This window comes from Providencia sp. PROV048 (genome assembly GCF_033688165.1).
GTDB classification, from domain to species: domain Bacteria; phylum Pseudomonadota; class Gammaproteobacteria; order Enterobacterales; family Enterobacteriaceae; genus Providencia; species Providencia hangzhouensis.
On sequence record NZ_CP096360.1, the window covers coordinates 4,116,014 to 4,136,659 of the forward strand.

15 protein-coding genes, 1 tRNA gene, 1 rRNA gene and 1 riboswitch are annotated in these 20,646 nt (G+C 41.7%); of the genes, 6 read left to right on the top strand and 11 right to left on the bottom strand.

Translation table 11 applies throughout. The features are described from left to right. Positions 1 to 40: 40 nt before the first annotated feature. The 4 genes from M1F26_RS18580 to btuB all read right to left on the bottom strand — a co-directional run bounded on the left by M1F26_RS18580 (position 41) and on the right by btuB (position 4,991). Positions 41 to 116: transfer RNA gene (locus M1F26_RS18580), tRNA-Glu, on the bottom strand. Positions 117 to 246: 130 nt separating this feature from the next. After that, positions 247 to 1,786: ribosomal RNA gene (locus M1F26_RS18585) — 16S ribosomal RNA — on the bottom strand. 528 nt (positions 1,787 to 2,314) lie between these two features. Beyond that, positions 2,315 to 3,178, bottom strand: a complete 864-nt coding sequence (gene murI, locus M1F26_RS18590) for a glutamate racemase (protein WP_140172838.1) — start codon at positions 3,176 to 3,178, stop codon at positions 2,315 to 2,317. Then, positions 3,123 to 4,991 (bottom strand): TonB-dependent vitamin B12 receptor BtuB, encoded by a 1,869-nt coding sequence (btuB, locus tag M1F26_RS18595; RefSeq protein WP_140172839.1) that lies wholly within the window; start codon positions 4,989 to 4,991, stop codon positions 3,123 to 3,125. The genes murI and btuB overlap by 56 nt, the downstream gene beginning before the upstream one ends. A 73-nt stretch (positions 4,992 to 5,064) precedes the next feature. Next, positions 5,065 to 5,162, bottom strand: a riboswitch (cobalamin riboswitch). A gap of 110 nt (positions 5,163 to 5,272) precedes the next feature. Here btuB and trmA point away from each other — a divergent pair. After that, positions 5,273 to 6,370 (top strand): tRNA (uridine(54)-C5)-methyltransferase TrmA, encoded by a 1,098-nt coding sequence (gene trmA / locus M1F26_RS18600; protein WP_140172841.1) that lies wholly within the window; start codon positions 5,273 to 5,275, stop codon positions 6,368 to 6,370. 70 nt (positions 6,371 to 6,440) lie between these two features. Here trmA and M1F26_RS18605 read toward each other — a convergent pair whose 3' ends face one another. Further along, positions 6,441 to 6,830, bottom strand: a complete 390-nt coding sequence (locus M1F26_RS18605; protein WP_004265352.1) for a YijD family membrane protein — start codon at positions 6,828 to 6,830, stop codon at positions 6,441 to 6,443. 12 nt (positions 6,831 to 6,842) lie between these two features. Next, on the bottom strand, positions 6,843 to 7,499 hold the full coding sequence (fabR, locus tag M1F26_RS18610) for an HTH-type transcriptional repressor FabR (RefSeq protein WP_004265350.1): 657 nt from the start codon (positions 7,497 to 7,499) through the stop codon (positions 6,843 to 6,845). Positions 7,500 to 7,849: 350 nt separating this feature from the next. Between fabR and sthA the strand changes: the two genes are divergently transcribed. Beyond that, on the top strand, positions 7,850 to 9,247 hold the full coding sequence (gene sthA / locus M1F26_RS18615; protein WP_004265342.1) for a Si-specific NAD(P)(+) transhydrogenase: 1,398 nt from the start codon (positions 7,850 to 7,852) through the stop codon (positions 9,245 to 9,247). A gap of 74 nt (positions 9,248 to 9,321) precedes the next feature. Here the strand turns inward: sthA and oxyR are convergent, their stop codons facing one another. Further along, positions 9,322 to 10,227 carry a DNA-binding transcriptional regulator OxyR gene (gene oxyR / locus M1F26_RS18620; protein ID WP_004265340.1) on the bottom strand — a complete coding sequence of 302 codons (906 nt, stop codon included), beginning with the start codon at positions 10,225 to 10,227 and terminating at the stop codon, positions 9,322 to 9,324. Positions 10,228 to 11,213: 986 nt separating this feature from the next. On the opposite strand from oxyR, the gene M1F26_RS18625 reads away from it, so the two are divergent. After that, on the top strand, positions 11,214 to 11,564 hold the full coding sequence (locus tag M1F26_RS18625; protein ID WP_140172842.1) for a hypothetical protein: 351 nt from the start codon (positions 11,214 to 11,216) through the stop codon (positions 11,562 to 11,564). 64 nt (positions 11,565 to 11,628) lie between these two features. Here the strand turns inward: M1F26_RS18625 and argH are convergent, their stop codons facing one another. From argH to argC, 4 genes are all read right to left on the bottom strand, one after another. Next, the gene (gene argH, locus M1F26_RS18630) at positions 11,629 to 13,005 is read right to left on the bottom strand and encodes an argininosuccinate lyase (RefSeq protein WP_096863587.1); all 1,377 of its coding nucleotides are present in this window, start codon (positions 13,003 to 13,005) and stop codon (positions 11,629 to 11,631) included. 78 nt (positions 13,006 to 13,083) lie between these two features. Further along, positions 13,084 to 14,304 (bottom strand): argininosuccinate synthase, encoded by a 1,221-nt coding sequence (locus M1F26_RS18635; protein ID WP_004265334.1) that lies wholly within the window; start codon positions 14,302 to 14,304, stop codon positions 13,084 to 13,086. A gap of 44 nt (positions 14,305 to 14,348) precedes the next feature. Continuing rightward, positions 14,349 to 15,125 carry an acetylglutamate kinase gene (gene argB / locus M1F26_RS18640; protein WP_004265333.1) on the bottom strand — a complete coding sequence of 259 codons (777 nt, stop codon included), beginning with the start codon at positions 15,123 to 15,125 and terminating at the stop codon, positions 14,349 to 14,351. A 14-nt stretch (positions 15,126 to 15,139) separates the two neighbouring features. Next, entirely contained in the window at positions 15,140 to 16,144 is a 1,005-nt protein-coding gene (gene argC / locus M1F26_RS18645; protein WP_200129366.1) for an N-acetyl-gamma-glutamyl-phosphate reductase, read from the bottom strand. 102 nt (positions 16,145 to 16,246) lie between these two features. Here argC and argE point away from each other — a divergent pair, with 102 nt between their 5' ends. The 3 genes from argE to M1F26_RS18660 all read left to right on the top strand — a co-directional run bounded on the left by argE (position 16,247) and on the right by M1F26_RS18660 (position 20,628). Then, positions 16,247 to 17,401 carry an acetylornithine deacetylase gene (argE, locus tag M1F26_RS18650; protein ID WP_318837629.1) on the top strand — a complete coding sequence of 385 codons (1,155 nt, stop codon included), beginning with the start codon at positions 16,247 to 16,249 and terminating at the stop codon, positions 17,399 to 17,401. Positions 17,402 to 17,638: 237 nt separating this feature from the next. Continuing rightward, on the top strand, positions 17,639 to 18,523 hold the full coding sequence (metF, locus tag M1F26_RS18655) for a methylenetetrahydrofolate reductase (protein WP_094961904.1): 885 nt from the start codon (positions 17,639 to 17,641) through the stop codon (positions 18,521 to 18,523). Between the two features lie 704 nt (positions 18,524 to 19,227). Then, positions 19,228 to 20,628 (top strand): glutamate decarboxylase, encoded by a 1,401-nt coding sequence (locus M1F26_RS18660; protein WP_140172845.1) that lies wholly within the window; start codon positions 19,228 to 19,230, stop codon positions 20,626 to 20,628. Positions 20,629 to 20,646 lie beyond the last annotated feature (18 nt).

Below are 20,646 nucleotides of genomic sequence, written 5' to 3' on the forward strand. Positions count from 1 at the left end.
ATTATTGGGGACATCGTCTTTCACTCGATATCGGCGCAATTGGCGTCCCCTAGGGGATTCGAACCCCTGTTACCGCCGTGAAAGGGCGGTGTCCTAGGCCTCTAGACGAAGGGGACACGAAAATCACAAAAACTTTTGTGCTTTCATGTAAGTCCTATTCTCTCGAATAAGTCTCCCACGTATAGCCTATTGCTCTACTTTCTATCAGACAATCTGTGTGAGCACTTCACAAAAACACTTCAATGGTAAGGAGGTGATCCAACCGCAGGTTCCCCTACGGTTACCTTGTTACGACTTCACCCCAGTCATGAATCACAAAGTGGTAAGCGCCCTCCCGAAGGTTAAGCTACCTACTTCTTTTGCAACCCACTCCCATGGTGTGACGGGCGGTGTGTACAAGGCCCGGGAACGTATTCACCGTAGCATTCTGATCTACGATTACTAGCGATTCCGACTTCATGGAGTCGAGTTGCAGACTCCAATCCGGACTACGACGTACTTTATGAGTTCCGCTTGCTCTCGCGAGGTCGCTTCTCTTTGTATACGCCATTGTAGCACGTGTGTAGCCCTACTCGTAAGGGCCATGATGACTTGACGTCATCCCCACCTTCCTCCGGTTTATCACCGGCAGTCTCCTTTGAGTTCCCGACCGAGTCGCTGGCAACAAAGGATAAGGGTTGCGCTCGTTGCGGGACTTAACCCAACATTTCACAACACGAGCTGACGACAGCCATGCAGCACCTGTCTCAGAGTTCCCGAAGGCACTAAAGCATCTCTGCTAAATTCTCTGGATGTCAAGAGTAGGTAAGGTTCTTCGCGTTGCATCGAATTAAACCACATGCTCCACCGCTTGTGCGGGCCCCCGTCAATTCATTTGAGTTTTAACCTTGCGGCCGTACTCCCCAGGCGGTCGATTTAACGCGTTAGCTCCGAAAGCCACTCCTCTAGGGAACAACCTTCAAATCGACATCGTTTACAGCGTGGACTACCAGGGTATCTAATCCTGTTTGCTCCCCACGCTTTCGCACCTGAGCGTCAGTCTTTGTCCAGGGGGCCGCCTTCGCCACCGGTATTCCTCCACATCTCTACGCATTTCACCGCTACACATGGAATTCTACCCCCCTCTACAAGACTCTAGCTGACCAGTCTTAGATGCCATTCCCAGGTTAAGCCCGGGGATTTCACATCTAACTTAATCAACCGCCTGCGTGCGCTTTACGCCCAGTAATTCCGATTAACGCTTGCACCCTCCGTATTACCGCGGCTGCTGGCACGGAGTTAGCCGGTGCTTCTTCTGTCGGTAACGTCAATCGTTGTTGATATTAGCAACAACGCCTTCCTCCCGACTGAAAGTACTTTACAACCCTAGGGCCTTCTTCATACACGCGGCATGGCTGCATCAGGCTTGCGCCCATTGTGCAATATTCCCCACTGCTGCCTCCCGTAGGAGTCTGGGCCGTGTCTCAGTCCCAGTGTGGCTGATCATCCTCTCAGACCAGCTAGGGATCGTCGCCTAGGTGAGCCATTACCTCACCTACTAGCTAATCCCATATGGGTTCATCCGATAGCGCAAGGACCGAAGTTCCCCTGCTTTGCTCCTTAGAGATTATGCGGTATTAGCTACCGTTTCCAGTAGTTATCCCCCTCTATCGGGCAGATCCCCATACATTACTCACCCGTCCGCCGCTCGTCAGCGAGAAGCAAGCTTCCCCTGTTACCGCTCGACTTGCATGTGTTAGGCCTGCCGCCAGCGTTCAATCTGAGCCATGATCAAACTCTTCAATTAAAAAGCTTGATGCTCAAAGAATGTCTTACTGACCGTAACGTTCTTTTGTTCGGCTAACTTTGTCGGCTTCGCATCGCTTCCCCTCGCCGTACCTAAGTACTGTCTCGGGTTATCTTTGCTCGCCTTCGCGTTATCTTTCCAAAATAAGCGTTACTACCTTATTTCATATATATGAATTAACGTGTTAGTCACTCTTCAAGACTTAAAATCAAATATTTTTTTGATAGTGTCCTGTGAGTGCCCACACAGATTGTCTGATAAATTGTTAAAGAGCGCTGCAGCTTTTCTTTATGAAAACCAACCTTTCGGTCGTTGCTGCGAGGAGGCGTATAATACGTTTTCCTCCGTGAGAGTCAAGCAATTTTTTGCTTTTTCTTTTCAGAATCTCTCGCTGCCGTTTCAGTGTTCATCGCGCTTTGCGTTGTCTTGTTCCCGGTCAGTGGATGCGCATTATAGGGAGTCAGAAAAATCTGGCAACCCCTTTTTTCATATTTTTTCCTGTTCGCTCAGCTTTCCACCAAATTTGACTTAGATAGCTAGTTTTTCCAGCGTTTTGAGCCCTTCAGCTTCGAGAACTGGCTGTAATCCTTTTGCGTTGTCATCCATTAATAAGCAATATGCGAAGTTTTCTTCCTCTGAATTGGCGATTTCTTCTTGATTATTAATGAGCCAAACGGTTCTTCTGGCGATTGCAGAACCTGAATCAATGAATCGAGTTCCATTTGGTAGCACTTTTTCGAGTTCTTCTATTAATAGAGGAAAATGCGTGCAACCCAAAATAACAGTATCGGGCGGCTCTGGCATTCGAATCCATGGCCTGACAGTTTGAGCAACTTCATCTAGTGGTAAAGTTTCCCCATGTAACTTTCTTTCTGCAAGTTGAACTAATTCCGCAGAACCGAGAGAAATCACTTTGCAGTCTGTTGCAAACCGTTCGATCAGCTCTTTGGTGTATTCGCGGTTTACAGTGCCTTTCGTCGCCAATAAACCAACTACGCCATTACGCGTTAACTTGGTTGCGGGTTTAATGGCTGGAACAACCCCAACAACTGGGAACGTAAAATGTGCTCTCAAATTAGGAAGGCTGACCGTACTTGCGGTATTGCACGCAATAATCGCAATGGTTAAAGGATGTTTTGCAGCTATTGCATTTACGATTTGATAGACCCTATCAATAATGAACTCTTCGCTTTTTTCACCATAAGGGAAGGCTTCATTGTCGAATGCATAGATAAAGTGAGCATTCGGGATCATTTTTTTGACTTCACGATAAACAGATAACCCGCCCACTCCAGAGTCAAACACTAGAATGGTCGGGCGAACAGATAGGTTGTTATCAGAAGTTGTAGCTTCCTGTAAGGAAATATTCTCTTCCAGCGGTGCGATAACCATACGCGGTCTCATAGTCTTTATCGAACATATTAGCTATTTTACCACGAATTGTGAGATGTGAAGTGATTGGATATGCAGCGGTGAGATCCCAGATGCTAACGCCGCCGACTTTAGTGCGTTGATAAGTTTCATTGGTATCATAACGACTGCCTATATATTGGTAAGTCAACCCCATATCTACAGCAGCAATGTTCCAATCTAGCTGGTATTTGACTTGTTGTTTTGCTCTACGATTAAGCACTTTATTTGTTTTTTCATTTCTTGGGTCTAGATACTGTAACGTGAGTTGATGGCTAAATAGGCCTGTTTGTAATTCACCATTCCACTCGACTCCTTTAATCTTTGCCTTGCCAATATTGTTATAAGAACTAGTTTGCGTCACTGGATCCGAAGTGAAATCAATCAGATTAGTTATCTCGTTTTCATACCCAGTTAATTGCCAAAACAATAACCCTGTTTCGCCTTCTAAACCAATTTCCCACTGCTTACTTTCTTCTGGTTTTAAATTTGGATTTCCTTTGATGTTCCCAGCAACATTATCCGTATAAAGCTGACCTAAGTTAGGGGCTTTATACGCTGTAGCATAAGAACCGATTAACTTATATCCATCATAAAATTCCCAGCTTAAACCTGATTGCCATGTCGTGTGCCAGTTAAATTCAGAATGGTGATCTGAACGTACTGCCCCTTCCGCATTGACAGAGTCGATGAGTGCATATTGTCCTGTAAGATAAATACCTGTGTTATTGACGGTTTCTTTTTTACTTGTCATCGTATAACCACCGGGCTCAATGCTTTGACGTTGATAATCAACCCCAGCACTGATATTTCCTTTTTCTAATCTATAGCTATTACCCCATTGAAAGTTGTATTGGTCTGATTCATCAATTACAGAACCGCTACCATACCGCCCATTGTGATAGTTGTAGTTGTAATCTTTCATATGGCTATAGCTCCCAAGCAAACTTGTAGAGTACTTACCATTCGCATATTTCAACCCAGACTCATATGTTCTGCTGTATAGCTTACGAGTGTCTGCTGGCGTACCGTCATAACTCGTACGATTGTCATAACCATAAGCGCGTGCATAAGCAGAAAGAGCGGAAGAGAATTGATGCTCAACACCTAACCATAATGTTTTATTCAAAAAACCATCTTTATCGGGTTGAGGGCCCCCGCCTGTATTTCCTCTGGCTTCAACATCAAACCCTTTTGTATGAGTATAAGCACCCGCTGCCGTTACCGTTGTATTTTCACTAATTTTTTGCTGAGTCGAACCGTTATAGTTTTGGTAACTGTGTGAGCCAATGCCTGCATTTAAAGTAGTGCCATCGTTATCACGACGAGTAATAATATTCACCACACCACCAACAGCATCAGAACCATAAACCGCTGAGCGTGCGCCGCGAATATACTCAATGCGCTGTACCAGAGAAATTGGGATTTGGCTCATATCAGATGAACCTGAAATGCCCGCCTGATTCAAACGAACGCCATCAATTAGAACTAAAACATGACGAGATTCTGTTCCTCTAATAAAAAGAGAGCTTTGTTGCCCCATCCCCCCATTTTGAGCAATATCCACCCCCGGCAAGCGCCTTAATACATCAATAATGGTATTTGACTGCCAATGGTCGATATCTTCACGAGTGACCACCGTCACTGGCGCTAATATAGAAGAAATAGGTTGTTCGAAACGATTAGCTGACACAACCACTTGGTCAGTTTTGTCATTTGCACTTGCCAAAGAAGAAGTAGCGCACAGTACTGCCAGCGCAGCGGCCGATAGCGGCAGCGACTTTTTATTATTCATTATGGTTACACTCGGAAAATCAATTTAATTAACATTCCGCGAGGTTGAATATAAGATCCGCGCGAATATTCAACGAAGCGATTGGATGCGTGGCAGGTATCGGACTTTTACCGTTGCGCGTCAGTCTTGGATTCACACCAAATTCCCTAAACCACAGCCTATTATCGTAAGTTGAATAGTAGTGAGTGTCTACGGATGGATAATGAAAACTGGACATCTTCGCCGCATTCCCTACAATTTCGCTCCTGATACGAATTTATTACTGCTTTATGGAGCCAAACATGCCAACCACCTTGCATACTGAAGACTACGAACAACAACTCGTAGAAAAAACGGATCGTTTAAAGGCGATGATGGCTCCTTTTAACGCCCCTGAACCTGAAATATTTTCATCTCCAACATCCCATTATCGGATGCGTGCTGAATTTCGTATTTGGCATGAAGGTGATGACCTGTTTCATATTATGTTCAATAAAGAAACGAAAGAGCGTATTCGTATTGACCAGTTTCCTGTTGCTAGCCAATTGATCAATGACATGATGGCGGCGTTATTGCCGTTAATTAAGCAAAATGAATTACTGCGCCATAAATTATTTCAAATTGACTATTTATCAACACTAAGTAATAAGCTGATTGTTTCGCTGCTTTACCATAAAAAATTAGGTGAAGAATGGATGGAAGAAGCAAAAGCGTTAAAAGCCGCTTTAGTTGAACAAGGCTTTGATGTGCAATTGATTGGCCGAGCGTCAAAAACAAAAATCATGTTAGATAATGATTATGTCGATGAAGTCTTACCTGTTATGGGTAAAAATATGGTTTATCGCCAAGTTGAAAATAGCTTCACGCAACCTAATGCACAGGTCAATATCAAAATGTTGGAGTGGGCAATTGAGTCAACGCAGAATTCGACGGGTGATTTATTGGAACTGTACTGCGGAAATGGAAATTTCTCTTTAGCATTAGCGCAAAACTTCGAACGCGTATTAGCGACTGAAATTGCAAAGCCCTCAGTGGCCGCTGCTCAATATAATATCGAAGCCAATAATATTGAAAATGTACAAATTATTCGTATGTCCGCAGAGGATTTTACCCAAGCCATGCAAGGTGCCCGTGAATTTAGGCGCTTGGAAGGTATTTCTTTAGCCGATTACCAATGCAATACTATATTCGTCGACCCGCCTCGCAGTGGTTTAGATGCAGAAACAGTGAAACTAGTTCAGGGTTATGAGCATATCCTATATATTTCATGTAACCCAGAAACGCTATGCGATAACTTAGCTGAGCTGACTAAAACCCATAAAATAGAGAAATTAGCCTTATTCGACCAGTTCCCTTATACCCACCATATGGAAAGTGGGGTATTACTGAGCCGCTATTAATTTACTAAAAAACAAAAACGCCGCAGTGATGTGAACTGCGGCGCCTTACTATTAGAAAAGTCGTATAAACTTAATTTTCAACTTCTTGTTCAAGTGCTAGCTCCGCTTTTTCTTTCTTACGTGCTTTCCAGCTTGAGTACATCCACAATGCGATAATGACAATAAAGGTTGCGGGAATAAAATTAGAGCCTATTTCAGGATTTTGCACACGTAAAATCGCGGCATAGCCAAAAAGCCCAATAAAAAAACTACCGGCAACAAATTTTGGCAGCCCCATAGGCATCGCTTGATGCAAATAGCGCTGATGTAAACAATACACTGCCAATATCAGGGTTAAAATTGGGAAAAATGAAAAATCGACCAGCGAGTTAAACAGCGTTGAAAAGGTTCCATGGGTTGCAAGGCCAATCACAAAGGCTAGCAATAATGTGCTTCTTTCATAACTTTTTTGATCCGTCATTGATTCTCCTTATTATTTAGTCAGGTCTGGGTCAGTTTGATTTTGTTTTTCCTGTTCCCGGCGGTACCAGTAATAGGCGCCTTTCGCTATCATTCTTAACTGTAATACCAGCCGTTCTTCGAGATTTCTGCGTTTTTCTTCATCGATATCTAGCGCCTCTGCACCTGCGCTAAAGACAATCGTTACCATGGCCTCTGCTTGCATTTCAGTAAAATGGCGAGGCATACGGCTTTCAAGTTCAAGATAATCGGCCAATTCCGCAATAAAATGCTGAATTTCCCGAGCGACTGCCGCACGAAACTCAGCAGATGTTCCTGAACGCTCCCGCAATAATAACCTAAAGGCGTTAGGGTTATTACCAATAAACTCCATAAAAGTTGAGACTGATGTACGGATCACACTCCCGCCTTTTGCAATACGCTGCCTTGCTTGGCGCATTAGCTGGCGTAACATCAAGCCGCTTTCGTCGACCATCGTCAGCCCGAGTTCATCAACATCCTTGAAATGACGGTAAAATGAAGTCGGTGCAATCCCAGCTTCACGCGCAACTTCTCGCAAACTAAGGCTAGTAAAACTCCGTTCAGCGCTTAATTGGCTAAATGCGGCTTCGACGAGTGAACGCCGAGTTTTTTCTTTTTGTTTTGCTCTAACGCCAATTGTGTTACTCACGGTGATCCTAGTTTCTTATCATGAAAGGTAAATGTAATAAGCCTTACTCTTCGCCTAGCATACCTGAAAATAGCTAAACTGTTTTGGAGAAAAAGCGACTATCGCTACAATTTACTCATTTTCAGAATTTAACTTAGCCTTTTTCAATTAGTTTTTTAACACTGATATACTACCAACCTTTTATTAAACAATGCGTCAGCAAATCCTTGGAAGCATGCATAAATATGTGACTAGGGTAAGCGAGTGTAGCCAACGCTGTATCAATTTGAAAAACGACGAGGAAATTAGGTGAAATAACCAACTAATGATAACATCTTGTTGTCATTTTGTTTTAGAGCAGGTCTTACCTCATGCAACTTACCCATTTTGATGCAATAGTCATTGGTTCCGGTCCTGGTGGTGAAGGCGCCGCCATGGGGCTAGTGAAACAAGGAAAAAACGTTGCTGTTATAGAACGTTATAATAATGTCGGCGGAGGCTGTACCCACTGGGGAACCATTCCCTCAAAAGCCCTCCGTCATGCTGTTAGCCGTATTATCGAATTCAACCAAAACCCTCTTTATAGTGATAACTCCCGTAGCTTAAGCTCCTCTTTCTCTGAAATTCTTCGTCATGCTGAAACGGTAATTAGCCAACAAACACGCATGCGCCAAGGTTTTTATGAGCGTAATGGTTGCCAAATGTTTTCGGGTGAAGCCACCTTTATCGATGAGCAACATATCAGTGTCCGTTACGCAGATGGTAGTTGTGACGTTTTAAGTGCGGATAAAATCGTGATTGCCACAGGTTCTCGTCCATACTGTCCGTCCGATGTTGATTTCAATCATTCTCGAATTTATAACAGTGATACGATCCTCAACCTGACCCACGAGCCTCGCCATGTGATTATTTATGGTGCTGGTGTTATCGGCTGTGAATATGCATCTATTTTCCGTGGATTAGGGGTTAAAGTTGATTTAATCAACACGCGCGATCATCTATTGGCCTTTCTTGACCAAGAAATGTCAGATGCCTTGTCGTATCATTTTTGGAATAGCGGCGTTGTTATTCGCCATAATGAAGAATATGAAAAAATCGAAGGGGTCGAAGACGGTGTTATTGTTCACCTGAAGTCGGGTAAAAAAGTCAAAGCAGACTGCTTACTGTATGCGAACGGAAGAACGGGTAACACAGATAGCTTAGGTCTCGCTAATGTCGGGATTGAGGCTGATGGCCGCGGTTTAGTTAAAGTCAATAAAGCATATCGCACCACTAATGAACATATCTATGCTGTTGGTGATGTCATCGGCTACCCAAGCTTAGCCTCTGCGGCCTACGACCAAGGACGAATTGCGGCCCGAGCCATTGGTGGTAGTTTAGGTGATGCTCATTTAGTAGAAGATATTCCAACAGGGATTTATACTATTCCTGAAATTAGTTCAGTTGGTAAAACAGAGCAAGAATTGACCGCAATGAAAGTGCCTTATGAAGTCGGTCGGGCACAATTTAAGCATTTAGCACGTGCACAAATCGCAGGTATGAATGTCGGTAGTTTGAAAATATTATTCCATAGAGAAACATTACAGATACTAGGCATTCACTGTTTTGGTGAAAGAGCGGCTGAAATTATCCATATCGGCCAAGCTATCATGGAACAAAAAGGTGAAGGTAATACTATAGAATATTTCGTGAATACAACCTTCAATTACCCAACAATGGCGGAAGCTTTCCGTGTTGCGGCTTTAAATGGTTTAAATCGACTATTTTAATTATTTTGTGATTTATGGTTGCCAATAACCTGGCAACCATCATCAACTAAAAAAATAATATTGGTAGCTTAACCCTAAACTCTATTTTTATAATAGTTATCCATTGAGTTATAGATGGTCTCCGCTAATTGTTCATAGCGCCCACGTAACGGTGAACCCGGGCGATAAACTAATACGATAGTTCGTTTCGGTTCAGGTTCAATGCAATTTAAATAACATACCCCATCACGACAAACTTCATTTGGCACCGATAAATCAGGTAAAAGTGTAATTCCACTCCCTGCGGCCACCATATTTCTTAACGTTTCTAAGCTCGTTGCCCTGAAGTGTGTGTCTTCTTTCGCGCCCGCTTGGAAGCAGAAGCCCATCGCTTGGTCACGTAAACAGTGGCCATCTTCTAACATTAATAGCTTTTCACCTGACAACTCACTCATTTCAATCGTATCACGATCATGCCATGGGTGACTCTCATAAATAGCCAGTTTCATCGGTTCTTCGAATAACGGAACAACAATAAAAGGTTCCGTTTCTTTAACTTCCGCTAAAATAGCGCAATCTAATTTACCGCTGTCTAACTGAGCTAATAATTGCTGAGTTTGCGCTTCATGCAAATAGATTTCTAATTTCGGATGAGCTTGGTGCAATTGCGGAATAATATGAGGTAATAGATATGGCGCAACCGTTGGGATTAAACCAATATGTAATGGGCCCGACATGCTTTCCCCTTGGAGGGCGGCCATTTCTTGTAATACTTTAATTTCACGCAAAATAGTACGGGCTTGTTCAACCAATAATAAACCTTGTTGAGTGAAAAGAACTTTGCGGCTGGTTCTTTCTAACAACATAACGCCAAGTTCTTCTTCTAATTTACGAATTTGGCCACTAAGAGTAGGTTGGCTAACATGACAAGAATCCGCGGCACGTCTAAAGTGTTTATGTTCGGCGAGTGCGACAAGGTACTCTAAATCTCGAATATTCATATTTCTTTTCCTTTCGTGAATTCTCTGTCAAACCAAAGATAGATAATACCAATCACTATATCGATATTGTTTTGTTTTATCTATTGATAAATTGAAAAATAGGGGGAAAACCTCATTTTTGAAGGATACACGCAATATAATGAAACAAAGTGTAATATTTAGAAATAAAATGTATCTCATTCCTGACTCTTCAACAGAGAGAATAGTTAATTAATGATTAAATTCATTTACCATTAGCATTTCAATATAACATTCCTAATAAAAGCATTAACCGTGTTTTTTTAGAATAAAATTTCAATAAATTACATCCTAACGTTGCCAAGTAAAATCTCAACATTCTCCTCAAAAAATATAGACTATTTGTGACATTAATTCACATAATAGATAAAATTAACTTCATTTTAACATTCAGTGAATATCACTAAAATAACCAAATTATTAGAATTTAATATGTATTTAGTCACACTTCATCAGTTTTGAATTAATTAAAACATACAAATATTTATTATATTCATCTCAAACAAAAGAAATATTTTGTTATCTTTCCTTTCACTCTCTATTAAAGTTTGTAAGTTTTTATATAAAAGTAAATGTAAATTGCAGCTTAATTTTGTTAAATTTTATTTTAATCACTATTACAGATTGATAACAACAGAAAATCACTAGAGAATCCAACTATAAAAAACTAACAGAAAACACAAATAATAAAACAAAACACTGCAAACTTCTTAATATACAGCCTTATTAACCATCAAAATACAAATGAATAACTTTAAATTAAAATGAGAGTAATTTTGTTTTCTTTATATTTTTAAACATTTCCTTTTTTAATTTTACACCTAAATAGTGTTTTTAAATTTATAATTCCCACATCAAAAACACCAAGGAATATCAGTTCATTATTATTATTCTTATTTAATCACACACAAATCTAATTTAAACATACAGCAAGTTGATTAATCAAAAATCAATGACGGGATACTATTATGAAAAATTTATTAACAAAAACTCAAAAATTTGGCCTTCGTTCACTCTGTGTATTGTTACTCGTTACAACCGCATCTATTCATGCTTATGCAAGTAATGACCAACAAAATGGGGTTATTCATTTCTCTGGGGCAGTCGTATTTCCGTCTTGCTTTAATGAAGTGACCGACAATCATGTCACACTGAATTGCTTAAATAACCAATCTGATATGGTTGCCAGCAAAATAAACTTGAATGATGTTGCAAATACTCAAGGTTGGAAGGTAATCAATGAAGGTAGAGGAGAGTATTCATATAACTGGGTGAATGAAGAAAAACAACTCGGAATGCTAACCATTAAATATATTTAAAAACAAACGCGCTATGGGAATTGGGGTAGTCATGCTACCCCCCATTTTTATCTTCTATAACCGATCACAGCTCTAATCGTTTTTTTGCTTCTACAATAGCATTTGCCACTTGTTTCTGAGATACCCCGCCTTTTGCTAACCGCTTATCTAAACAAGATTGTAGTGATAAAACTTCATAGACATCCAACTGAATAGTGCTACTGAATTTTTGCAAATCACTTAAAGCCATTTCCTCTAAAGCTTTACCTTGCCCAATTGCGGCAACAACGGCCTCACCCACAATATGATGCGCTTCACGGAATGGAACACCTTTAGCAACCAGATAATCAGCGAGTTCAGTTGCATTCGCATAACCTTGCTTCGCAGCATCTTCACAACGACTACGGCGAATTTGAATACCATCAAGAACCAACGCAGCCATGTGCATGCAATCTAACCAAGTATCTAATGCATCAAATAACCCTTCTTTGTCTTCTTGCATATCTTTGTTGTAAGCAAGAGGGAGCCCTTTTAGGGTCATCATCATACCTGTCAATGCACCTTGGACACGCCCACATTTTCCACGGATCAATTCCAATGCATCAGGGTTTTTCTTTTGCGGCATGAGTGATGAACCCGATGTCACTTTGTCTGATAGCTCAACAAAGCCAGCTTCTCCACTATTAAAGAAAATTAAATCTTCAGCAAAGCGGGATAAATGAACCATACCGATACTTGCGTTCGATAATAATTCAAGAACGTGATCTCTGTCTGATACCGTATCCAAGCTATTACGCGTTGCAGAAGAAAAACCTAACCAAGAGGCAAGCTGCTCACGGTCGATATCATAAGCCGTTCCTGCTAATGCCCCACACCCTAATGGGCTGACATCTAAACGTTTTAAGGTATCTTTTAAACGGCTTTCGTCACGCGCTAGCATTTCGCTATAGGCTAAACACCAGTGAGCAAATGTCACCGGTTGGGCACGTTGTAAATGCGTATAACCGGGCATTACTGCATCTTGGTTATTTTCTGCGGTGATGACCAACGCTTTTTGTAATTCGGTTACCGCTTCAAGCAACAATGCGACTTGGTCTTTACACCACAGTTTTAAATCTGTTGCCACTTGGTCATTACGGCTACGACCGGTATGTAATTTTTTCCCTAAATCACCGACTTTATCAATCAGCTTACCTTCAACCCAGCTATGAATATCTTCTGCGTCACTTTGCAGGATAATTTCAGGGTTATCTTGCACTTCTTTCAGTAAGGAGTTTAGCGCTTGTTCTAAAGTTTGTTGTTCGCTATCAGACAATACACCAACTGTTACTAGTGATTTTGACCATGCGACTGAGCCGATAATATCTTGTTGCGCCAGGCGATAATCGAAACGCAATGAATCATTAAACTGTTTGAACCGTTGATCCGCTTGCTGACTAAAACGTCCACCCCAAAGTGCCATAGCTAATCCCTACCTGATTGATAAAATAAGTTTTTAACCCCGACAGCAGTCTTGGCTGCCGGGAGACTACTATTTGATTTACTTCGCTTTGTTTTGTTCTTTCAGCGCACGGATACGTGAAGACAGCGAGTAAAGACGAATAAACCCACCTGCATGACTGTGGTCATAAACTTCATCTTCACCAAATGTGGCAAATTCCTCAGAATACAGGCTCTTATCCGCTTTTTTCTGAATCGCAGTCACTTGCCCTTTATATAATTTCAGAACAACTTCCCCTGTCACATCTTGTGCTAATGATTCAGCAGCCGCTTGCAGCGAGTGACGTAGTGGTGCGAACCAACGGCCATCATAAACTACATATGACATTTCTAAGCCGAGTTGCTCACGCCATTTGTAGCTGTCACGGTCAAGAACCAGTTGTTCAATACCACGTAATGCCGCCATCATAATGGTGCCTCCCGGGGTTTCATAGCAACCACGAGATTTCATACCCACTAAACGGTTTTCAACGATATCAATACGGCCCACTCCATGTTTTGCACCTAAAGTATTTAATGCTTCTAAACAGCCAAGTGGAGACAATGCTTGACCATTTACCGAAACGACTTCACCGTGTTTGACACCAACGGTAACTAATTCAGCTTCATCTGGTGCATCTTGCGGATCGACAGTCCATACCCAACAATCTTGGTTTGCAGCATTCCATGTGCTTTCTAAAACACCACCTTCCGTAGAAATGTGCCATGCGTTTTCATCACGGCTGTAGATTTTTTCAAGGCTAGCTGTTGTTGGAATATTACGCTCTTTCAGATAATCGAGCAGCGCTTCACGGGAACGTAAGTCCCACTCACGCCATGGTGCAACCACTTGTAACTGTGGTGCTAATGCCGTATAGGTGCTTTCGAAACGCACTTGGTCATTACCTTTACCTGTTGCGCCATGGGCAACAGCATCTGCACCCACTTTTAAGGCAATTTCAACTTGCGCTTTAGCAATGATTGGACGAGCCATTGACGTACCTAATAAATAGCTACCTTCATATAGCGCCCCCGTTTTCAATACAGGATAAATATATTCTTTGATGAACTCTTCACGTAAATCGACGACATAGCACTCGGATGCACCTGATTGTAGAGCTTTTTTCTCTACGCCTACTAAATCTTCACGGTCTTGCCCCACATCCGCAACGAAGGCCACGACTTCGCAATCATCATAGTTTTCTTTTAGCCATGGAATAATTGCTGATGTATCCAGGCCACCTGAATATGCTAATACAATCTTTTTAATGCCCTTTTTCATAACGTACCTATCCGCTCAATTAATATAGTTATTCCATGGCTCATTTATGATGCCAAGATCCGTGTTCCGATTGCTGTTCCATTAAACAGCTCGGGAAGTTGTTCTGCATGACGCCAACTTGCGATATCAACAGAGCGTTGTAAGGCTGCCGCAGCGTCTAACGCCGCATTGACCTTCACAATCATTCCATCGGTAATAATTCCCTGCTCAATGAGCTTTTGCGCTTTTTGCGTCGTCATTTCGTCAATTTTTTGGCCTTTACCATCCAAAATACCGCTCACATCAGACAGTAAAACCAAATCTGCGTTTAAGGCTTGGGCGATAGCGGTTGCAGCTTGGTCCGCATTTACATTCATCAACTCACCTTCTGGTGTGATACCTATAGAGCTGATAATGGGTAAATAGCCCGCACCTAACAATAATTTCAATAATTTCGCATCGCCAGGTTTGGCATCACCGACATGACCTAATTCTTCGTTTAATTGAGTCACTGTGGCACTTTGCCCATCACCGAGAGAAAGCCCTACGGCTGGAAGTTGATACTTCGTTGCCCATGCCAGTAATGTTTTATTCGCCGTACCCGCTAATGCCCCTGTAATGATATCGATTTGGTCTGCTGGCGTGACTCGTAACCCTTGCTTTTTAACGACAGGTAATTGCAGTTTTTGCATCAATTCATCAACTAAACAGCCACCGCCATGTACAATCACCAACTCACGTTGATGTGCTTGCCGATAGGTTTGAATCGCTGTAAATAATTTTTCAAGTGCCTCGACGCTATCAAGTAACACTCCGCCCAATTTAATCACTAAGGGTTGCATGGGGTTAATCCTTCTTAAAATAAAGACTGAGTTTCAGCAAAACCAAAACGAATATTCATGCACTGAACGGCTTGTGCTGCCGCACCTTTAAGTAGGTTATCTTCTGTACCCACTAAAATCAGGTGTTCACCTTTCAATACATAGCCAATATCACAAAACGGCGTACCAACTACCGATTTCAATGCAGGAACGCCTTTTTCATATAACCGCACTAACGGTTTATTTTGATAAGCATCTTTAAACGTTTGTGTGACTTTTTCTGCCGAAACACCCGCTTTTACTTTGCACGTAATCGTTGCAAGGATGCCTCGAGAGAAATTGCCTAAATGTGGTGTAAAAATAACCTCTCTTCCCAAGTGAGTCGCAATTTCTGGCTGATGGCGATGAGTAAAGATGCCATAAGGTTGCAAACTCACTTCACAAAAGCTGTTGGTCATCGAGGCTTTACGGCCTGCTCCAGAGACTCCGCTGGTGGCATTAATCACTGGCCACATAGCTTCATCTAGCAAATTGCCTTCAATCAATGGTTTAAGTGCTAATTGGGAAACCGTTGGATAACACCCTGGTACTGCGATCAGTTGCGCTTGACGAATTTTATCGGCCTGCCATTCTGCTAAACCGTAAACTGCTTGCATTAGCCATTCAGTATTTGTATGTTCAAAGCCATAGTATTGCGTATAGAACGCAGGATCTTGAACACGATAAGCACCCGATAAGTCGAACACAACGCAGCCCGCTTCAAGAAACTGAGGGGCTATGTCGTGGCTTACTTCATGTGCAGTGGCAAGAAAAACAACATCAATACCTTCCGCTGCTTCTGCGACATCGGTTAATGGCAGAACGGGAAGGTCTATGATGCCTTTATACTGAGGATGTAAATCAGAAAAACGTTTATTTGCATCCGCACTTTGCTTCGATACCATCAATCCTTGAAGATTAACTTCAGGATGGCGTTGCAAATAACCGGCTAATTCTGCTCCAGTATAGCCACTGGCCCCGATAATGAGTGTGTTCAACATATGCTTTCTACCTTGTACTCGTGACCCAAACAGTTTAATGTGTATTTTTATTCAAATAAAGTGCATGAATATTGATACTATTATGGATAAAGGCTGTCAACAGTGAATATTAAATTACCTGCATTTATTGAGATTTATCGTCAATTAATTGCGACTCCGTCGATTAGTGCGACTGATTCTCATTTGGACCAGAGCAATAAAGCCCTGGTGGAACTTCTCGGTGGGTGGCTGGAGACGTTAGGTTTTTCGGTCAAAATTCAACCTGTGCCGGAAACGCGAGATAAATATAATTTGCTTGCATCTATTGGTGAAGGAAATGGTGGGCTGATGCTATGCGGCCATACCGATACCGTGCCCTTTGATGATGGACGTTGGAGTAAAAACCCGTTTGAGCTAACAGAGCATGACGGCAAGTTATATGGGCTCGGAACCGCAGATATGAAAGGCTTTTTTGCTTTCATTGTTGATGCGTTACGCGATATGGATTTAACTCAGCTCAAACGCCCACTGCATATATTGGCCACTGCGGATGAAGAAACATCGATGGCTGGCGCACGTTATTTTGCAGCCAGTACAGCGCTAAGACCGGATTTTGCGATTATTGGTGAGCCGACGTCGTTACAACCGATTCGTGCGCACAAAGGACATTTATCAAATGCTATCCGCATTACTGGACAATCGGGGCATTCTAGTGACCCAGAACGTGGGGTCAATGCCATTGAATTAATGCATGAGTCTATTTCCCATTTAATGGACTTACGAAATACGTTAAAAGAACGATTTAACAACCCTGCATTTGTCATTCCCTACCCGACGATGAACTTTGGTCATATTCATGGAGGTGATGCAGCCAACCGAATTTGTGGTTGTTGTGAATTACACATGGACATTCGCCCACTCCCCGGCCTGACTTTGCAGGACTTAGATGAACTTCTCAATGAAGCTCTTGAGCCTGTTAGTGCCCGTTGGCCGGGGCGCTTGGCGATTGAACCCATGCATCCGCCGATCCCTGGCTATGAATGCCCAACGGACCACAAGATGGTGGCAGTAATTGAACAGTTGTTGGGGCAAAAAGCGGATACCGTGAATTACTGTACTGAAGCGCCGTTTATACAAGAGCTCTGCCCGACGTTGGTTCTTGGCCCTGGTTCTATTGAGCAAGCACATCAGCCTGATGAATTTATCGATATGCGCTTTATTGAACCTACTTGCCAATTAATTAGCCAAATGGTTGAGCACTTCTGTTTCACTGAGTAAATCTGACGAGCCATTGATTCGAACGCGACTCACGCGGCTCTGAAAAGAGTCGCGTTTTTTATCATGAATTATTTTCCTGTTGTCTTTGAAAAAACCTCAGCGTCATAATTTAATTTAAGTATTGACTATTGGTACCGATCTGGTAATTTCTATTTGGACGTCTAAACGTATAGACGCACAAATGGATATAATAACGTACAAAAAATAGTTAGTTTGCAAATTGCGAGGTTACAGGGTATGAGTTTTTTTCACGCAAATCAGCGCGAAGCGCTAAATCAAAACTTAGCTGAGTTAGATGGCCAAATTAATGTTTCATTTGAGTTTTTCCCACCTCGCAGTGAAGAGATGGAGCAGACACTATGGAAATCTATTGATAGGCTCAAAAACCTGAAACCTCAATTTGTCTCTGTGACTTATGGTGCGAATTCCGGCGAACGCGACAGAACGCACAGCATCATCAAAGATATTAAAGATAAAACGGGCTTAATTGCAGCCCCTCACCTAACGTGTATTGATGCAAGCCCTGATGAACTGAAAGCCATTGCTCGTGACTATTGGAATAATGGTATTCGCCATATTGTTGCATTGCGTGGTGATTTACCTGACAACAGCCGTAAACCAGATATGTATGCTGTTGATCTAGTCGAGCTGTTAAAAAGTGAAGCGGATTTTGATATTTCTGTTGCGGCCTACCCTGAAGTTCACCCTGAAGCCAAAAGCGCTCAAGCCGATTTAATTAGTTTAAAAAAGAAGATTGATGCGGGAGCTAACCGTGCAATCACTCAGTTTTTCTTTGATGTTGAGAGCTATTTACGTTTTCGTGACCGCTGCGTCGCGACAGGCATTGATGTGGAAATCGTGCCGGGGATTTTACCCGTCTCTAACTTTCGTCAACTCGAGCGCTTTGCCAAACTGACTAACGTACGCATTCCTGCATGGATGAGTAAAATGTACGAAGGGTTAGATGACGACCCTGAGAGCCGTAACCTTGTCGGCGCATCAATCGCCATGGATATGGTCAAAATTCTTAGCCGTGAAGGCGTGAAAGATTTTCATTTTTACACGCTGAACCGCTCTGAGCTCACCTATGCTATCTGCCATACTTTGGGAGTTAGGCCTTAATTTAGCCGGATGAGGCGAATATTTTGTCTCATCCCTTTGCTATTTTCTTCTATTCTTATAAATATCTTCTATTTTCCCAGAAAAAAATATCAAATAGCTAGAACTAGTTATTTCTTGTTTAAAAAAGAACCAGTGTCTTTAAGGTAAATATATTAACGTGATATCTAAACTGATTAGATTCGCGAACTACTTTTCCACAATATAACTCATGCTATTATTTTCTTTATATTCAAATTCATTTTGCCACAATAATTATATTTAACGGTTAACGGTATAAATTAACTTTAAACATTATGAAAATCAGAGTTTAAATAAAAGTTACATAACTTAAAATTATTGAAATATTAGTTTTTTATGAACATTTATTTATTTCCACTACATTTTTCGCCCATATAAATCAAATAAAAACAACTAAAAAGCTAAATACATAGAAATAAAAACCATAAAAATGTAATAACTTAGTTAAATTGAGTGGTTTTTAGCATCATTTTATGAACACAATCAGCTATTAAGAAAAATTATCTACAACCAAAATGGCCACAAACCATCATTCACTTCACTGTTACTTTCTAATTATGACAATTTTCATTAAATTATCTTTTTTATTTGAACACTTTTGAATTTTTAAAAAGACGGCGTATATTTAATATTGAGCTCAAGATTAATAGTATTTAATTACCACATGGTCATTGAGGAATTAAAACATGAGTAATAATGCATTAAATTCAAAACACAGTGGAATGGATGATGTCTACGCATCATTAGAATTATCCAAATCATTACCAAAAACCAAGTTTCCATTGAAAGAACAAGCACCACGTAATGTATTTAGTGCAGTACGCGATGAATTAATGCTAGATGGGAATTCACGCCAAAACTTAGCAACATTTTGCCAGACATGGGTGGATGATGAAATTCGTGATTTGATGGATTTGTCTATCGACAAAAACATGATAGATAAAGACGAATATCCACAAACAGCAGAAATTGAAAACCGCTGCGTACATATGTTAGCGGACTTATGGAATTCACCGGATGCAGAAAATACCCTTGGTTGCTCAACCATCGGGTCCTCAGAGGCTGCAATGCTTGGTGGGCTAGCGCTAAAATGGCAATGGCGCAAAAAACAAGCCGCTAAAGGAAAACCGACCGATAAACCTAATTTAATTTGTGGCCCAGTTCAAATCTGTTGGCACAAATTTGCTCGTTATTTCGATGTTGAACTCCGAGAGATCCCTCTTGAAGGTGACCGCCTCATCATGACACCGGAAGAGGTACTCAAACGTGTCGATGAAAATACTATTGGTGTCATACCGACCCTTGGAGTGACATTTACCTGCCAATATGAGCCCGTAAAAGCTGTACACGATGCGCTCGATAAACTGCAAAAAGAAACTGGGCTGGATATTCCTATCCATGTGGATGGTGCTAGTGGCGGCTTCTTAGCTCCATTTTGTGCACCAGATTTAGAATGGGATTTCCGCTTACCACGTGTAAAATCCATTAATGCATCAGGCCATAAATTTGGTTTGGCGCCATTAGGCGCTGGCTGGGTTATTTGGCGTGAAGCCAAAGACCTTCCAGAAGAATTGATTTTTAATGTGAATTATTTAGGCGGTAATATGCCAACGTTCGCACTAAATTTCTCTCGCCCTGGCGGTCAAATCATTGCTCAATATTATAATTTCTTGAGACTGGGTCGCGAAGGCTATGCAAAAATCCACAACGCTTGCTATGCAACTGCACAATACCTCAGCCGCGAAATTGAAAAATTAGGGCCATTTGAAATGATTTTTGATGGTGATAGCCAAACGGGTATCCCTGCATTAGCATGGAAACTGAAAGAAGGCACAGCCACCAGCAAATATTCCCTCTATGATATCGCAGACAAACTACGTAGTCGTGGCTGGCAAGTTCCTGCTTACTCCATGCCAGCAAACCGTGAAGACCTTGTTATTCAACGTATTCTAGTGCGTCATGGGGTTAGTTTAGATTTAGCCGCATTACTCATTGATGACTTCAAACGCACCTTAGAGTATTTCGATAAGCACCCCGTCAATAAACCGCTAACAGAAGAAGAAGGCGGCGGCTTTAATCACAGTTAATTCTTTTATTCATGATTG

Excerpts from the sequence above, each read along its gene's own strand:
- murI (WP_140172838.1), bottom strand. The coding sequence starts at position 3,178 with ATGGTTATCGCACCGCTGGAAGAGAATATTTCCTTACAGGAAGCTACA.
- btuB (WP_140172839.1), bottom strand. The coding sequence starts at position 4,991 with ATGAATAATAAAAAGTCGCTGCCGCTATCGGCCGCTGCGCTGGCAGTA.
- trmA (WP_140172841.1), top strand. The coding sequence starts at position 5,273 with ATGCCAACCACCTTGCATACTGAAGACTACGAACAACAACTCGTAGAA.
- M1F26_RS18605 (WP_004265352.1), bottom strand. The coding sequence starts at position 6,830 with ATGACGGATCAAAAAAGTTATGAAAGAAGCACATTATTGCTAGCCTTT.
- sthA (WP_004265342.1), top strand. The coding sequence starts at position 7,850 with ATGCAACTTACCCATTTTGATGCAATAGTCATTGGTTCCGGTCCTGGT.
- oxyR (WP_004265340.1), bottom strand. The coding sequence starts at position 10,227 with ATGAATATTCGAGATTTAGAGTACCTTGTCGCACTCGCCGAACATAAA.
- M1F26_RS18625 (WP_140172842.1), top strand. The coding sequence starts at position 11,214 with ATGAAAAATTTATTAACAAAAACTCAAAAATTTGGCCTTCGTTCACTC.
- argH (WP_096863587.1), bottom strand. The coding sequence starts at position 13,005 with ATGGCACTTTGGGGTGGACGTTTTAGTCAGCAAGCGGATCAACGGTTC.
- M1F26_RS18635 (WP_004265334.1), bottom strand. The coding sequence starts at position 14,304 with ATGAAAAAGGGCATTAAAAAGATTGTATTAGCATATTCAGGTGGCCTG.
- argB (WP_004265333.1), bottom strand. The coding sequence starts at position 15,125 with ATGCAACCCTTAGTGATTAAATTGGGCGGAGTGTTACTTGATAGCGTC.
- argC (WP_200129366.1), bottom strand. The coding sequence starts at position 16,144 with ATGTTGAACACACTCATTATCGGGGCCAGTGGCTATACTGGAGCAGAA.
- metF (WP_094961904.1), top strand. The coding sequence starts at position 17,639 with ATGAGTTTTTTTCACGCAAATCAGCGCGAAGCGCTAAATCAAAACTTA.
- M1F26_RS18660 (WP_140172845.1), top strand. The coding sequence starts at position 19,228 with ATGAGTAATAATGCATTAAATTCAAAACACAGTGGAATGGATGATGTC.